General features: G+C 67.4%; 15 protein-coding genes. 13 read left to right on the top strand and 2 right to left on the bottom strand.

From position 1 onward, the window contains the following. The first annotated feature begins 18 nt into the window (after nt 1–18). On the top strand, nt 19–1,248 hold the full coding sequence (locus B9C99_RS02610; RefSeq protein ID WP_016691126.1) for a CaiB/BaiF CoA-transferase family protein: 1,230 nt from the start codon (nt 19–21) through the stop codon (nt 1,246–1,248). 49 nt (nt 1,249–1,297) lie between these two features. Here the strand turns inward: B9C99_RS02610 and B9C99_RS02605 are convergent, their stop codons facing one another. After that, complete coding sequence (locus B9C99_RS02605; protein ID WP_016691127.1) at nt 1,298–1,984, bottom strand: TetR/AcrR family transcriptional regulator; 687 nt, start codon at nt 1,982–1,984, stop codon at nt 1,298–1,300. Between the two features lie 229 nt (nt 1,985–2,213). Here B9C99_RS02605 and B9C99_RS02600 point away from each other — a divergent pair, with 229 nt between their 5' ends. The 11 genes from B9C99_RS02600 (at nt 2,214) to B9C99_RS02550 (ending at nt 13,992) form a co-directional block, all read left to right on the top strand. Continuing rightward, nucleotides 2,214–2,402 (top strand): ferredoxin, encoded by a 189-nt coding sequence (locus B9C99_RS02600; protein WP_016691128.1) that lies wholly within the window; start codon nt 2,214–2,216, stop codon nt 2,400–2,402. Nucleotides 2,403–2,500: 98 nt separating this feature from the next. Further along, nucleotides 2,501–3,361, top strand: a complete 861-nt coding sequence (locus tag B9C99_RS02595) for a mycofactocin-coupled SDR family oxidoreductase (protein WP_016691129.1) — start codon at nt 2,501–2,503, stop codon at nt 3,359–3,361. Between the two features lie 37 nt (nt 3,362–3,398). Further along, on the top strand, nt 3,399–4,871 hold the full coding sequence (locus B9C99_RS02590; protein WP_088896880.1) for an aldehyde dehydrogenase family protein: 1,473 nt from the start codon (nt 3,399–3,401) through the stop codon (nt 4,869–4,871). Nucleotides 4,872–4,934: 63 nt separating this feature from the next. Further along, nucleotides 4,935–6,152, top strand: coding sequence for a cytochrome P450 (locus tag B9C99_RS02585; protein ID WP_088896879.1), 1,218 nt, complete (start codon nt 4,935–4,937; stop codon nt 6,150–6,152). A 40-nt stretch (nt 6,153–6,192) separates the two neighbouring features. Next, nucleotides 6,193–7,380: an amidohydrolase family protein gene (locus tag B9C99_RS02580; protein ID WP_026060930.1), complete on the top strand. Its 1,188-nt coding sequence runs from the start codon at nt 6,193–6,195 to the stop codon at nt 7,378–7,380. Between the two features lie 26 nt (nt 7,381–7,406). Next, the gene (locus tag B9C99_RS02575) at nt 7,407–7,667 is read left to right on the top strand and encodes a hypothetical protein (RefSeq protein WP_037189688.1); all 261 of its coding nucleotides are present in this window, start codon (nt 7,407–7,409) and stop codon (nt 7,665–7,667) included. After that, nucleotides 7,664–8,614, top strand: a complete 951-nt coding sequence (locus B9C99_RS02570; protein WP_016691134.1) for a hypothetical protein — start codon at nt 7,664–7,666, stop codon at nt 8,612–8,614. Before B9C99_RS02575 ends, B9C99_RS02570 begins: the two co-directional genes overlap by 4 nt. Nucleotides 8,615–8,669: 55 nt before the next feature. Then, entirely contained in the window at nt 8,670–9,416 is a 747-nt protein-coding gene (locus tag B9C99_RS02565; protein ID WP_016691135.1) for a Clp protease N-terminal domain-containing protein, read from the top strand. An 86-nt stretch (nt 9,417–9,502) separates the two neighbouring features. After that, nucleotides 9,503–10,159: a superoxide dismutase family protein gene (locus tag B9C99_RS02560; RefSeq protein ID WP_016691136.1), complete on the top strand. Its 657-nt coding sequence runs from the start codon at nt 9,503–9,505 to the stop codon at nt 10,157–10,159. Between the two features lie 136 nt (nt 10,160–10,295). After that, nucleotides 10,296–11,777, top strand: coding sequence for a carboxylesterase family protein (locus B9C99_RS02555; RefSeq protein ID WP_088896878.1), 1,482 nt, complete (start codon nt 10,296–10,298; stop codon nt 11,775–11,777). A 97-nt stretch (nt 11,778–11,874) separates the two neighbouring features. Further along, the gene (locus tag B9C99_RS02550; protein WP_088896877.1) at nt 11,875–13,992 is read left to right on the top strand and encodes a catalase; all 2,118 of its coding nucleotides are present in this window, start codon (nt 11,875–11,877) and stop codon (nt 13,990–13,992) included. Between the two features lie 129 nt (nt 13,993–14,121). Here B9C99_RS02550 and B9C99_RS02545 read toward each other — a convergent pair whose 3' ends face one another. Continuing rightward, nucleotides 14,122–15,165 (bottom strand): FAD-dependent monooxygenase, encoded by a 1,044-nt coding sequence (locus tag B9C99_RS02545; protein WP_088896876.1) that lies wholly within the window; start codon nt 15,163–15,165, stop codon nt 14,122–14,124. 69 nt (nt 15,166–15,234) lie between these two features. Here B9C99_RS02545 and B9C99_RS02540 point away from each other — a divergent pair, with 69 nt between their 5' ends. Then, nucleotides 15,235–15,819, top strand: a complete 585-nt coding sequence (locus B9C99_RS02540; RefSeq protein ID WP_088896875.1) for a TetR/AcrR family transcriptional regulator — start codon at nt 15,235–15,237, stop codon at nt 15,817–15,819. Nucleotides 15,820–15,987 lie beyond the last annotated feature (168 nt).

Genomic DNA, 15,987 nt, shown 5'->3' with positions numbered 1-15,987 from the left:
ACCAGTTCAGGAGTCGTCATGGACCGTCCCTTGGAGGGCATCCGCATTCTCGAGGTCGCACAGTTCACCTTCGTTCCCGCCGCGGGCGCAGTGCTCGCCGACTGGGGAGCCGACATCGTGAAGGTCGAGCACGCCGAGAACGGTGACGCCCAGCGCGGACTCGTCCGTGTGCTCGGGCTCGACGCGAGCAAGGCGGGATCGTCGTTCGCGCCGATCATGGAAGGACCCAACCGCAGCAAGCGCAGCATCGGGATCGACCTCGCCAACCCCGAGGCGCGACCGGTCCTCGAGGAACTGATCCGGCGCAGCGACGTCTTCCTGACGAACTACCTCCCCGGACCGCGCGCGAAGCTCTCGATCACCCTCGAGGACGTCCGGGCGATCAACCCGAAGATCATCTACGTCACCGGAAGCGGTTTCGGCACCGAGGGTCCCGACGCCGACAAGGGTGCCTACGACGCCACGGCGTTCTGGGCGCGCGGCGGAAGCGCCGACGGTGTCATGCCGCCGGATGCCGACCACATGGCGTTCATGCCGTCGGGCGCGTACGGCGACAACATCGGTGGCATGACCATCGCCGGCGGGATCGCCGCCGCGATCGCCGGCCGGGAACGGACGGGGCAGCCGTCGGAGGTCGACGTCTCGCTGCTCGCGGTGGGAGCCTGGGCCACGCAGTTCTCCGTCAACCTCTCGCTGTTCACCGGTGGTCCGCTGCCGAAGGTGCAGCGGACGACCGCCGCGCCCGGCAATCCGCTCAGCGGCTCGTACCGCACCGCCGACGGGCGCTGGCTGCAGTTCTCGATGCTCCAGCCCACGCGCTACTGGAACGAATTCGTCACCGCTCTCGGTCTCGAGCACCTCGTCGACGACGAGCGGTTCGCGACGATGGAGGCGATCTTCCAGCACGCCGAGGAGATCGGCGGCTGGTTCGCCGACGCGATCGCGCAACGCGACTACGACGACTGGCTCGAGGTGTTCGCGTCCCTGACCGGGCAGTGGGCACCGGTGCAGGACGGCTGGGATCTCGGCCACGACGAAGCGCTTGTGGCGAACGGGCGGATCGTGGAGGTGGTCGACGCCGACGGTAAGCCGCAGAAGCTCGTGGCCAGCCCGGTGAAGTTCGACAATGCGCCGGTGAAGATGACGCGGGCACCCCAGTTCGCCGAACACACCGACGACATCCTGCGCGAACTCGGGTTCGACGACGACAAGCTCATCGAACTCAAGATCGCCGGGGCCGTCACGTAATACGGTCCACGGCCACCCCGTGACGTCAGGATCACCCTGGAGCGTCACGTCATTCGGTGGCGTCGTGCCTCAACCTGCGTGCCGCGCGGTTCGCGGCGGCGAGTGCCTCGGTGGCCGCCGCGAGGGCCTTCTCGAGGTCCTCGCGTGCGGCATCACCACCGTCCTCGGAGGGCTGAGGACGCAGGGCGGGCACGACATATCTGCGGAAACGCAGCCGTGCGGCCTCGTCGGACCGTTTGGGGTCCTCGGCCGCGAGATAGGTCTGCTCGATGAGGTATTCGAGCAGTTCCTCCAGTGGGATGTCGGTGCGGATGAGTCCCGCCTCCTGTCCGGTGCGGAGCAGGGGCTCGGAGACCGCCGAGGTGACGGCGAGGATGTCGGGATGGCGTGCCGACACTGAATGCTGGGCCATGAGAGCGACGATCACCGGGTCCTCGGGGAGTTCCCGGGCGTTGTAGGCCATCGTGTCTTCCATCTTGGCGAAGATGTCGCCCTGGCCGGCCGATCGTTCGAGTGCGCGCTCGATATGACGCTCGGCGCGGAGCAGCCCCACCTGGACGATCATTTCCTGGGCTCCGCCGAGCTGCCGGAAGGCCGTCGCTCGGGAGACACCTGCGCGTTCGGCGACCGCGGTCATGCTCACGGACACGGTGCCGCGGTGCCGGATCTCCTCGTCGGCGGCGCGGACGAGGCGATCGCGCAGGCTCATCTCACTGGTCGTCACGGAGTCGTCCATCGGCACCACCTCACCCTAACGGTGGTCGTCCCGACTCGTCCGGGACACGTAATCGGCCACATAGTAAACTTGGTAAAAAGTGTGATCCAGGTCTCGACTTACGCATCCGATGTTGCTACGGTGTGTCCAATGAGTCTCAGGCAGTGAGACCGATCGGGGGATTCGGTCTCATGATCTGCCGCGACCGTCAGTACTTCGTCTCTTTCGTCCACGTCGAAAGCAGGGCTTCATGAGACTTACGATCGACACCGCCAAATGCTCCGGCCACGCGCGCTGCTGGGAAGCCGCCCCCGAGGTCTTCGACATCGACGACAACGGATACGCCCTGCCGCTCGACCGCGAGGTCTCCGAACCCGTCGACGCCGCGGTGCGCGCCGGCGTCGCCGCCTGCCCCGAACGGGCCATCACGCTCTCCTGAACTCTCGTTACCTGTGTGAACAGTCTGTACGACAACCGATCTCGTCCGTTTCTTCACACCTCTCCTCCCCATCGGATCCGAAGCAAAGGACACCCCTCATGGGCCGTTTGCAGGACAAAGTCGTCTTCGTCACCGGCGTCGCCCGCGGTCAGGGACGCACTCACGCAGTGCGTCTGGCGCGCGAAGGCGCGAAGATCATCGGCGTCGACCTCTGCGACAACATCAAGACCAACGCCTACCCGCTGGCGTCGCCGGAGGATCTCACCGAGACCACCCGCCTCGTCGAGGAGGCCGGCGGCACACTGCTCACCACCGTTGCCGACGTCCGCGACCGCCAGGCGCTGTTCGACGCCGTGCAGCGCGGTGTCGAGGAATTCGGCCGGCTCGACGGCGTCGTGGCCCAGGCGGGCATCTGCCCCTTGGGCACCGACGATCCGCAGGCCTTCATGGACGCCTTCACCGTCGACTTCGTCGGTGTCGTCAACGCGGTCGAGGCCAGTCTTCCGCACCTCGCCGACGGCGGGTCGATCGTGGCCACCGGCAGCCTCGCAGCCCTGCTCCCCGGCGCCACCGACAATCCCACCAACGGCACGGGCGGACTCGGTTACTCCCTGGCCAAGCGGATGATCTCGTCGTTCGTCAACGACCTGTCGGTCGTTGTGGGTCCGAAGAAGATTCGCGTCAACGCGGTGCACCCGACGAACTGCAACACCGACATGCTCAACAGCGAGATCATGTACCGGCAGTTCCGGCCCGATCTCGAGTCGCCCACCCTCGAGGACGCCCTGCCGGTCTTCCCCGTCATGAGCGTGATGAACGTTCCCTACGTCGAACCCGAGGACGTCACCGACACGGTGCTGTTCCTGCTCTCCGACGAGTCGCGGTACATCACGGGCATGCAGATGCGCGTCGATGCCGGCGGCTACGTGCGCAATCGTCCCGCCACCCCGGCCATCTGAACTGCGCACGCAGTTCCCGCCCAGTACGGAGAAACCTGTGACACACGACTTTTCCCGGCTGTTCATCGACGGTGCCTGGGTCGACAGCGACGGCGGCGAGATCCTCGACGTCCACAATCCCGCCAACGGCGAACTCGTCGGCCGCGCCCCGCAGGCCACCGTCTCCGACGTCCGCCGGGCGATCGCCGCCGCCCGGCGCGCGTTCGACGAGGGACCGTGGCCGCTCATGACCCCGCACGAACGCGCCCAGGTGATGCTGCGCATGGCCGATGCCCTCGACAAGCGCCGCGCCGAACTGGTCGACCTGAGCATCGCCGAGGCCGGTTCCACCCGGGCGCTCGCCGAGTACCTGCAGGTGGGTATCCCACTGCAGCACTTCCGCGACATGGCCGAACGCATCCTGCCGTCCTTCGAATTCGAGAAGCCCGTGCTCCCGACCATCGGTCAGGGCATCGGGCAGGGTGTCGTGCTGCGCGAACCGGCCGGTGTCGCCGCCTTGATCTCGGCGTACAACTTCCCGCTCTTCCTCAACATCATGAAGGTCGCGCCCGCGCTCGCCGCCGGATGCACCGCGGTCCTCAAGCCGGCACCCACGACGCCTCTCGAGGCACTCATCCTCGGCACGATCGCCGAGGAGGCCGGGCTCCCGCCGGGGGTGCTGAACATCGTCACGGGCGACACCGAGGCCGGTCGCGAACTCACGACCAGCCGCGACGTCGATCTGGTGAGTTTCACCGGATCCGACACGGTGGGCCGCGCGGTCTACGAACAGGCCGCTCCCACCCTGAAGAAGGTCGTCCTCGAACTCGGCGGCAAGTCGGCCAACATCATCTGCGAGGACGCCGATCTGGCGAAGGTCGCCGAATCGGTGATCGGCAACATGGTCACCCACTCCGGGCAGGGATGCTCGCTGTTCACCCGCACCCTCGTGCACCGTTCCCGCTACGACGAACTCGTCGCCTACGTGACCGCGGGACTGGGAACCATCACGGTCGGCGACCCCGCCGATCCGAGCGTCATGATGGGCCCGCTCATCAGCGAGGCGCAGCGCACCAAGGTCGAGAAGCTCATCGCCCGCGGGGTCGAGGAGGGCGCGAAGATCGCCTTCGGCGGGGGTCGCCCCGCCGGACTCGACAAGGGCTGGTTCGTCGAACCGACCCTGTTCGTCGACGTCGACAACTCGATGGACATCGCGCAGAAGGAGTTCTTCGGCCCGGTCGGTGTCATCATCCCGTTCGACGACGACGATCACGCCGTCCGTCTCGCCAACGAGAGCGAATTCGGCCTCGGGGGAAGCGTGTTCGCCGCCGACCCGGCGCGCGCCTACGGCATCGCCAAGCGCATCCGCACCGGTTTCGTGTCGATCAACGGAGGCGGCGGAGGAGTGACCCCGCACGTTCCGTTCGGTGGCTACAAGCAGTCGGGACTCGGACGCGAATGGGGCGCAGCCGGACTCGACGAGTACCTGGAAACCAAGGCCGTCACCTGGAGCGCCGCGAGCGGCGGCTGAGGACACTGAGCGCCGCCGGCGGCGGCTGAGTCCACTCATACTTTCTCTTCGTAAGGATCTGACATGACGCGAGCCGAATCCGACCGAGCCACCGCCTCCGGTTGCCCCGTCCACAACTTCAACTACACCGAACTGCAGAAGGCCGGCACGTGGTTCGAGAAGTACGACGAGCTGCGCAGCGAATCCGCCGTCTACCGGAACGAATTCGGTCCGGGTTTCTACTCGGTGGTGAACTACGAGGGCATCCTCGACCTGCTCCAGCGGCCCGACACCTTCTCGAACAGCGTCGTCACCCCGCTCGACCCGGACCCGGCCTTCAAGTGGATCCCGGAGATGCTCGACGGCGACGAGCACCACCAGTGGCGACGGCAGCTCGGCCCACTGTTCTCACCCAAGTGGGTGGAGTCGCTCGAACCGCACATCCGTGAGTGCGCAGCGGGATTGGCCGACGACATCGCGTCGCGGTCGGACAACCAGGTGGACTTCATGCGCGAGTTCGCGCAGGTCTTCCCCGCGACGATCTTCCTCGAGCTCATGGGCATGCCGGTCGAGGAACTCGATCAGTTCATGGAATGGGAGCACGCGATCCTGCACGCCACCGCGGACGATCTCGAAGCCCACGGGGAGCGCCAGTTCGCGGCCATGCAGGCCGTGATGGGACGGTTCGCCTCGATCATCGCCGAGCGGCGTGCCGAACCCAAGGACGACATCGTCAGCAAGGCACTGACCTTCGAGATCGACGGTGCACCCGTCAAGGACGAGGATCTGCTCTCCTTCTGCCTCCTGATGTTCATGGCCGGACTCGACACGGTGGCTGCGACCCTGGGATGGACGTTCTATCACCTGGCGTCGCATCCGGAGGATCGGGCGCGCATCGTCGAGGATCCGTCGATCATCCCCAGCGCGGTCGAGGAGTTCCTCCGCGCCTACGCGATCGTCGTTCCGGCCCGGAAGGTCATGCACGACACCGAGCTCCAGGGTGTGCAGCTGAAGGCCGGCGACATGGTGAACTTCCCGCTGAGCGGCGCGACCCGCGACGAGGAGGCCTTCGACGACGCTGCGGAGGTCGACATCGAACGCTCACCGAACAACCACATCGCCTTCGGCGCGGGCCCGCACCGCTGCCTCGGCTCCCACCTCGCGCGACGCGAACTGCGTATCGCTCTGGAGGAGTGGCACAAGCGGATCCCGGAGTACCGCCTCGTTCCGGGTGTCGAGCTCACCGAGACCGGCGGCCAGCTCGGACTCACCTCACTGCCGATCGAATGGGACCGGGCCTGAGCTCGCCGTCGCGAGCTCACCGCACATCCAGGAGGACGTAATGCCATTGCAGGACCACATGCACCTGATCTCCACCGACGATCACCTGATCGAGCACCCGGCGTTGTGGTCGGATCGGTTGCCGTCGAAGTTCCTCGAGGCCGGCCCGAAGATCGTCGAGAAGGAGCTGCCGAAGGCCATCCACGTCGGCGACGGCGACCGCGCACTCGACGCCGCGACCAAGATCGCGCAGGTGTGGGAGTACGAGGGACGCATCTACCCGTACATCGGCCTCAACGCGGTGGCGGGCAAGAAGCCCGAGGAGTACGGCGTCGAACCCACCCGGTACGACGAGATGCTGCCGGGTTGCTACGACCCGAAGGCCCGTGTGCAGGACATGGACATCGACGGTGTGCAGGCCACCCTGTCGTTCCCGTCCTTTCCCCGGTTCGCCGGCACGGTCTTCCTCGAGGGGCAGGACAAGGAACTGGCCCTGCTCTGCGTGCAGGCGTGGAACGACTACATCCTCGACGAATGGTGCCCCACTGCGCCCGATCGTCTGATCCCGCTGACGATCCTGCCGCTGTGGTCGGTGGAGGAGGCCGTCAAGGAGGTGCAGCGCACCGCGGCGAAGGGTTCGCGTGCCATCTCGTTCGTGGAGAACCCTGTCCCGCTCGGTCTGCCGTCCTTCCACACCGATCACTGGGATCCGCTGTTCTCGGCGGTGGAGGAGACGGGCCAGCCGCTGTGCGTGCACTTCGGCACATCGGGTCAGGCGCCGATCACCGCTCCCGAAGCGCCGATGGCGGTGATGATCGCGCTCTTCGGCTGCAACTCGATGTACGCGACCGCCGACCTGCTGTTCTCGCCGGTCTTCCACAGGCATCCGCGCCTGAAGTTCATGCTCTCCGAGGGGGGCATCGGCTGGGTGCCCTACATGCTCGAGCGGATGGACCAGACCTGGCAGAAGCACCGCTACTACCAGAACATCGACCAGAGCGTCCGGCCGTCGGAGTTGTTCGCGAAGCACATCTACGGCTGCTTCATCGACGACCAGTTCGGTGTCGACAACCGTGCGGCGGTGGGCATCGACAACATCACCTGGGAGGGCGACTACCCGCACTCCGACTCGAACTGGCCCAACAGCCGCAAGGTCGTTCAGGAACAGATGCGACTGGTGCCCGACGAGGACGTTCACAAGATCGTCGAACTCAACGCGCGGGGGTTGTTCGACTTTCCGCGTGCGTGATCCGGCCCGACGAGAGGGAATCCGACATGGAGGAACCGATCACGCAGATCCCGGAGGACGACTGGGCCGATCAGGATCTGCTGACCCGCGATCTGGCGGGATCTCTCCTCGACGAGGAGATCGAGGCCGAACGCGAACGTCTCGCAAGGCTCGACCGAGGTGAAGGGGGAGACGACATCGTGATGTCGCGGGAAGACATGGAGCGCAGACTCGCCGCGATGATCGCCGTGCGCGACCGCGTGCGCGGCGAGGGGCGGCCGGCTCCGTTGAGAGGACTTCCGGAATGACGGATTCCACTGTTGCCGAAGAATTCACGACGGACGGTGGATTCACGGCGGAGGACGACGGCCTGCATCCCGTCTCCGACAACTTCTACGAGACGGAGACCTTCTGGTTCTCGTTCTTCGTGCCGGAGCGCAACATCGGCGCCTGGGTGTACGTGAGCGTCCGGGCCAACGCCGGCACGACCGGCGGGGGATTGTGGTTGTGGGACCACACCGGTAGCGAACCGTGGAATGTTCCCTTCTTCGAAGGGTTCTCGCACCTCAAGGCCGCGAAGTTCGAAGATGGTGTGCTGACGAGCCCCACAGGCGCGACCATCACGGTCGTGCAGCCGGGGATGGAGTACTCGGTCCGCTACGACGATCGCGACCGCATCACCGCCGACCTGCACTTCGTCGGACTCGAACGACCGGTGCCGCTGCGCAGCGGGTCGCCGCCGTATCCGTCGGCGTCGCACTACGACCAGACGGGACGCGTCACCGGCACCGTCGTGCTCGACGGCGAACGCATCGACGTCGACTGCTACGCGATGCGCGACCGCTCGTGGGGGCCGCGCACCGAACGCGGTTACCGCCGTGTCGGTTACACGTGGCTGGCCGATCCGCAGCTCGGTCTGCTCACCTATTCGGCGCCCACCGATGTCAGCGACGACATCCATTCGGGCTACGTGCGCCGGGGAGAGGACGTCGTCGCGGTGCGCGGCGGGCACCGGAAGGCCGGTCGCGATCCCGAGCGGGGCTGGATCGAGTCGCTGGATCTGACCGCGGTCGACGAGAACGGTGCCGAGATCACCGTGAGCGGTCGCGCTCGGAGCCGTCTGATCCTGCCGGGGTCGACGAACATCTGCATCAACACGTTGCTCGAGTTCGACGTGGACGGCCGCATCGTCTACGGCGAGGACCAGGACGTCTGGCCGATCAAGGAGTTCCGGGCGGCGATACGTCCCGGCTGAGCATGATCGTCAACCGATGGTTGACGGGTTCCATGCGTCAACTTAGAGTTGACGCATGGAACCCATTCGTCCTTCCCACCCCATCCGGCTCGACGACCTCATCGACGCGATCAAGAAGGTCCACGACGATCCGCTCGAGCAACTGTCCGATGCCGTCATCGCGGCCGACCACCTCGGTGAGGTCGCCGATCATCTGATCGGGCACTTCGTCGACCAGGCCCGACGGTCCGGCAGGTCGTGGTCCGAGATCGGCCAGAGCATGGGCGTGTCCAAGCAGGCCGCGCAGAAACGGTTCGTGTCGAAGAGCGACAACGACCTCGACCCCGAGCAGGGGTTCTCGCGATTCACGCCGCGCGCGCAGAACACCGTGATGGCGTCGATGAACGAAGCGCGTGCCACGGGTAGCCCCGAGATCACGCCCGTCCATCTGATCCTCGGTCTGCTCCTCGACACCGAGTCGCTCGCCGCGCGCGCACTCGCGGCCCAGGATGTCGACTTTGCGGCGCTGCGCTCTGCCGCGGTGGCGACGCTCCCCGAACCGTCGAGCGACGTCCCCGAACTCATCCCGTACGACGCGGGCGCCCGCAAGGCCCTCGAACTGACCTTCCGCGAAGCCCTGCGACTCGGGCACAACTACATCGGCACCGAGCACATCCTCCTCGCGCTCCTCGAACTCGAGAACGGCGACGGTGTGCTCTCGGCGGCCGGCGTGAGCAGGAGCGCCGTGGAGAAGAAGGTCGCGGAGGATCTCGCCGCGATCGTCGAGGCACAGAAGGCCGAGGACGGCGAGGCCGGGACGTAGCGCCGGGCAGGACCTGCGCGCCCGCGGCGCGGGAACGTTCCCTGCGGCCAGGTTCGCCGACGGCCCCCTCGGGGTACGTCGAAGTCATGAACACACGCCACGCATGTCTCGTCGCGGGCTTCTCCGTCGCCACGCTCGTGGCCGCCGGGTGCAGCAGCGACGACTCGTCCACCGACACCGAGACCACCGTCGAGACCCCACCCACTTCGCTCACGACCACCACCACCGACTCCATGCCCACGCCGCTGCCCGGGATGAGCGGCGACGCCTTCGGTCTCCCGAACGAGGGAGGCGACGACGACAACGCCTTCACCTACGACGAAGCGGCCGTGCCGGTCGGCGCGACCTTCGACGTCGAATCCGAGGAGGAGGACGGCCGGACCACCGTCACCCTCAGGGTGATGGGTCTGCAACCCGATCGGGACTTCGGGGCGCACGTCCACACGCAGCCGTGCGGGCCGAACCCGTCCGATTCGGGACCGCACTACCAGAACCAGGTCGACCCGGCGGCGAGCCCCGACTCGCCGTCCACCGATCCCGCCTACGCCAATCCGCAGAACGAGATCTGGCTCGACATCACCACCGACGCGCAGGGCAACGCCGAGGCGTCCACGACCGTCGACTGGGAGTTCCGCGACGGCGAGGCCAACTCGGTGGTGCTCCACGCTCAGCACACCATGACCGCACCGGGTGAGGCCGGGCAGGCCGGCGACCGGCTCGCCTGCATCGACGAGGACTTCTGACCCGGACGACGCAGTGACGACCCGACGGTCCGGTGGGTGACGACAACCCGCCGGACCGTTCTCGTGCCGCGAATCGGGTTCGAGCGAACGTCTTCCGTGCCATGCTGACGCCGGAACCGGTGAAGGAGGAGCGTGGATGGAACCCGTCGTCGACACCACCGGCGGCCGAGTACGCGGTACGACCGTCGGCGGCACCGCCGTCTTCAAGGGCATCCCGTACGCCGCCGCACCCTTCGATGAGCTGCGATTCGCGGCGCCCGCACCTGTTCCCCGATGGGACGGCGTGCGTCCCGCGACCGAGTTCGGTCCCACCGCCCCGAAGGCGCCGTACGCCCCACCGATCGACCGGCTCCTGCACGAACCGTCGATCCCGGGCGAGGACGTCCTCGGCCTCAACGTGTGGAGTCCCGATCTCTCCGGCTCGCTGCCCGTGATCGTGTGGATCCACGGCGGCGCGTTCGCGCACGGCAGCAGCGCGGTGGCGCTGTACGACGGTACGAACTTCGCGCGCGACGGTGTCGTCTTCGTCAGCATCAACTACCGGCTCGGCGCAGAGGGATTCGCGCTCCTCGACGACGCGCCGGCGAACCGCGGTCTCCTCGATCAGGTCGCCGCGCTCGAATGGGTCCGCGACAACATCGCGGCCTTCGGTGGCGACCCGGACCGCGTGACGATCGCCGGTGAATCCGCAGGGGCGATGAGTGTGGTCTCGCTGCTGGCGATGCCCGCCGCCCGCGGGCTGTTCCGTCGCGCGATCGCCCAGAGCGGCGCCGGACATTCGGTGATGTCGGCCGGCACCGCGCGGACGGTCGCCGGTGCGCTGGGCGACATGCTCGGCGTCGCCCCGACCCGCGCGGCGTTCGCCGGGATCGAGCCGAAGGTGCTCGTCGACGCGCAGGAACGGCTCACGGCCCGGATCCGCGGTGAGCGCGACCCGTCGACCTGGGGTGAGATCGCCACCGATTCGATGGCCTTCGAACCGTGCGTGGACGGGACCGTGCTCCCGGGCCGGCCGATCGATCTCGTGGGGAAGGGCGCGGGATCCGACGTCGATGTGCTCATCGGCCACAACGACGACGAGATGACGTTGTTCTTCGTGCCCTTCGGGGTCGACGGACTGCTCGACGAGGCCGCTGCACGCGGACTCGTCGCCGCCTACGGACTCACCGATCCGGAGGCGTTCGACGCCTACCGTCGCGCTCGGCCCGATGTTCGTCCCGGCGATACGGCCATGCACATCGTGCGCGACTGGATGTACCGCATCCCGGTGCTCCGGGTCGCGGAGGCGCGTGCCGCACACGGCGCCGAAACCCATGTCTACCGGTTCGATTGGAAGTCGCCGCTGTTCGACGGCCGGCTCGGCGCGACGCACGCACTCGACATCGGTTTCGTGTTCGACAATCTCCGTCTCCCTCAGGCCGCGGCGCTCGCGGGTTCCGCGCCTCCGCAGGAACTGGCGACGCGGATGCACCGGGCGTGGGTGGATTTCGCGACCACGGGTTCGCCGGGATGGCCGCCGTACGGGGACGAACGCACCGAGATGCTCTTCGGCGACACGTGCGGGACCGTCGACGACCACGAAGCCGATCTGCGGACGTTGTGGGACGGAATTCGCTGACCGAGTTTGATCTCGGTCGTCCCGGGTAGTCGTGGGAAAGACGTGTCCAGCCCCGGATATCCACTCGACAGACGACAGCACACGAATCGGAGTTCCCATGCCCGCCGACACCCCGAAGATCCCCGGTGTTCCTTCGTCCACCGTGCCGCCCGTGGAGGAACCCACGACGCCCACGACTCCGCCCGAGCCCAAGCCCGACCAGGCCGAGCCCGAGGTCAGGACGGCCACCGGCACTCCCGCGGATCTGCCGCGCGGTCGTGCCCAGCAGGGGGAGTACCTGACGACGGCTCAGGGTGCGCGGCTGACGGATACCGACCACTCCCTCAAGGCGGGCCGGCGTGGTCCGATCCTGTTGCAGGATCATCACTTCCGCGAGAAGATCACCCACTTCGACCACGAACGCATCCCGGAGCGCGTGGTGCACGCCCGCGGCGCCGGTGCCCACGGCGTCTTCCGCGCAACGGGCGCCGCTAGCTCGATCACGCGTGCCCAGTTCCTCCAGAAGGACGTGGAGACACCGGTGTTCGTGCGGTTCTCGACGGTGCTCGGCTCCCGTGGCTCGGCCGACACGGTGCGCGACACCCGTGGTTTCGCGACGAAGTTCTACACCGAGGAAGGCACCTTCGACCTCGTCGGCAACAACATCCCGGTGTTCTTCATCCAGGACGCCATCAAGTTCCCCGACATCATCCACGCGGGCAAGCCGCACCCGGATCGTGAGATCCCGCAGGCACAGAGCGCCCACGACACCTTTTGGGACTTCGTCTCGCTCCATACCGAGGCCACGGCCCACACGATGTGGAACATGTCCGACCGCGGTATCCCGCGCTCCTACCGCATGATGGAGGGCTTCGGCGTCCATACCTTCCGCGTGGTCAACGCCGAGGGCGACACCGCGCTGGTGAAGTTCCACTGGAAGCCGCGCCTCGGCGTGCATTCGCTGGTGTGGGAGGAAGCCCAGCTCATCAACGGCTTCGACCCCGACTTCCACCGCCGCGACCTCGCCGACGCGATCGAGGCCGGTGCCTACCCCGAGTGGGATCTCGGTGTGCAGGTCTTCCCGGACACCCCGGAGCAGACTTTCGAGGGCATCGACCTGCTCGATCCCACCAAGATCGTCCCCGAGGAATTGGCTCCCGTGCAGATCATCGGCACGATGGTCCTCAACGCCAACCCCACCAACTTCTTCGCCGAGACCGAGCAGGTCGCCTTCCACCCGGGCCACCTCGTCCCCGGCATCGACGTCACCGACGACCCGCTGCTGCAGGGCCGCCTGTTCTCGTACCTCGACACCCAGCTGACGCGACTCGGCGGACCGAACTTCGGGCAGATCCCGATCAACCGTCCGCACGCACCCGTCAACGACATGTTCCGGGACGGCTTCCATCAGCACGCCGTCCACACGGGTGTCGCTCCGTACAAGCCGAACTCGCTCGACGCGGGATGCCCGTTCATGGCCGGTGTCACCGAGGGTGCCTTCGTCGACCTGCCGGTGGAGGTGCCGGCGGCGAAGAAGGAGCGTGAGGTCTCCCGGTCGTTCGACGATCACTACACGCAGGTCCGCCAGTTCTACCTGAGCCTGTCGGAGATCGAACAGGACCACGTGGCCTACGCCTACACCTTCGAGCTGGGTAAGTGCTACGAGCAGTCCATCAAGGAACGGCAGCTGCAGATCCTGGCGAACATCGACGCCGGGCTGTGCGAGAAGGTGGCGGCCGGTCTCGGTCTGCCGGCGCCGAAGCCGACCGTCGAGGTCTCCGATCTCCCGCAGAGCCCCGCGCTGGCGCAGGTCGGCCAGACGTGGCCCGTACAGGGTCGTCTGATCGGCATCGTCGCCGACGACACCACCGATGTCGACCAGGTGCTCGCGGCCGTGCAGGCCGTGGACGCGGCCGATTGCGTCCCGCTGGTCGTCGCCCCGCACGGCGGGATGCTCGGCGGAGTCGTGCCGATCTCGCGCACCTTCCTCACGGCCCGCTCGATCGAGTTCGACGCCGTGATCATGGCGACGACCGTCCCCGACACGCGGGTCCGGATCCTCGTCGACGAGATGTTCCGGCATCACAAGGCCCTGGCCGCGTGGGGCGCCGGTGCGGCGGCACTGGAAGAGTTGAAGGCACCGGGTGTCGAGATCGTGGACGGACCGGAAACGGCCGTCGCGCAGGTGCTGGAGCAGCTGGGTACCCACCGCGTGTGGGATCGAGACGCCGTGTGACAAACCTCACCTGAGCTCGTCTTCCGAAGTTCGGGTGCCCCAAGTTATTCTTTCGTTACCTCTGGCCGCAGCTGATTCTCATCGCTGCGGCCAGTTGTTATTTACGCCCAGGTCAGGGCGCGAATCGCATCATCGGCCGAACCGCGCCGCCGCGCCCACGAACGGGTCGCGCAGGGCCGTGAACCGGCGTGCGGTCGCCACCCGGGCGAGAGTTCGGGACGCGCGTACCAATCGCTGGGTGCGGCGCCGCCGGGCGCGGTCGTACCGCTCCAGGGCCTCGGCCACCGGATGCTCGGACAGCAGGACCGCGAGCGTCGCGCCGTCGATCATCGCCTCGCACGCGCCGCGACCGAGATTCGGTGCCATCGCGTGAGCGGCGTCACCGATCAATGCGACGTTGCCGTGGACGAAGGACGGCAGCGGGGGCGATTCGTACAGGTCGTGGTGCAGCACGTCGGCGGGGTCGATCCGGTCGAGTACGTCGCGCACGGCCGGGTGCCAGTCGCGGTAGCGCTCGTGCAGTTCGTCGATGCTCCCCGTTCCGCCGGCCGGGGCGCGCACGGCGGCGAACCAGTTGGTCAGCTCCCCGTCGCGTGGGGTGATGCCGAACAGCGCGCCCGGTCCCCACGACTCGCTCGTCGTCGACACCGTGCCCGGCACCCAGCCGCGCCACGCCGAATAGCCGGTGTACACGGGACGGTAGGCGGGACCGAACAGCCGGTCGCGCGTCGCGCTGTTGATGCCGTCCGCTGCGACGACGACGTCGTAGGCGGCCAGATCGGGCAACCCGGGTGCCGGCGCTCCGAACCGGACGAGATCGGACGGGAGTCCCTCGGCCAGGATCGTGAGCAGTTTCGGCCGGGAGAGCAGGACGACCGGTCGCGCCATGGAGCGGATGCGTCCGATCACCCGGCCGTCCCACCGGAGAAAGGCGGCGCCGTCCTGCAGTACACCGAGCTTCTCGACCTGCCCACCGAGGCCGGAGCCGCAGCCGGCGGTGGTCAGGGCGTCGAGGGCCTCGGCCCACATGCCGAGCGCGGTGCCGGTGTCCGGCAAGGAGGGTGCACGTTCGAAGACGTCGACGTGCCAGTCGCGCCGGATGAGCGCGTTGGCGACGGTGAGCCCGCCGATCCCCCCGCCGAGGATCGCTGCTTTGCCGTGTCGTGTGGCCATGACCCGAACGGTACTACGGATGTAGTAGTCGTGTCACTACTCCTGTAGTGAATCTCGTAGGATCGAGTCGTGACCGACAAACGTCCTCGGTCGGCGACCGACAAACGCACAGCTGTGCTCGACGCTGCGATCCATCTCGTGGGGACCGAAGGGTTGCGTGCCCTCACCCATCGCCGCGTCGATGCCATCGCGGGTGTGCCCGCCGGCTCCACGTCCAACTACTTCCGCACCCGTCAGGCCCTCGTAGAAGGGGTGCTCGACAGGCTCCTCGAGCAGGACCGGGTCCAGCTCGCCGCGATCGGCGCCGCGTTGCCGGGCGACGCGCGTGAGCTCGAAGACCTGATGCACGGATATGTGATGTTCGTGACGGGGGACGACCTCGTGCGAACCCGCGCACGCTTCGCGATGTTCGTCGAGGCGATGGCGACGCCGGAACTGCGTGCCGGGGTCGAGACCCGCCGCAGCGAACTGCGCGGATGGATCGGAACCGTGCTCGCGGGCCTCGGCGTCGACGATTCCGCCACCGCCGCGCGGGTTCTCATCGACTACCTGGACGGACTGATCCTGCATCGCTGCACCTCGCACGACGACGGACCGGACCCGCGCGACGGCGTGTCCCGAATGGTGCACATGTTGCTCTCCACAGCCGGGTGACGCCCGCGATTCCGGTGCGTTACGGCTGCGTTTCCGCAGGTGGGCGGGAGAATAGGGCAGGCTTGCTTGCATTACCCCCCGCCACCTGGCATATCGTTCATTTCGAAGACGGTGGGACCACGACGTCCCACCGGTCGCCGGGTCCACGCTCGTGCTGCCGAAAAAGGC

This window comes from Rhodococcus sp. BUPNP1 (assembly GCF_002215235.1).
Classification (GTDB): Bacteria; Actinomycetota; Actinomycetes; order Mycobacteriales; family Mycobacteriaceae; genus Rhodococcus.
Note: the sequence above shows the minus strand (reverse complement) of the source record. Positions and strands in the feature narration are given on the sequence as shown.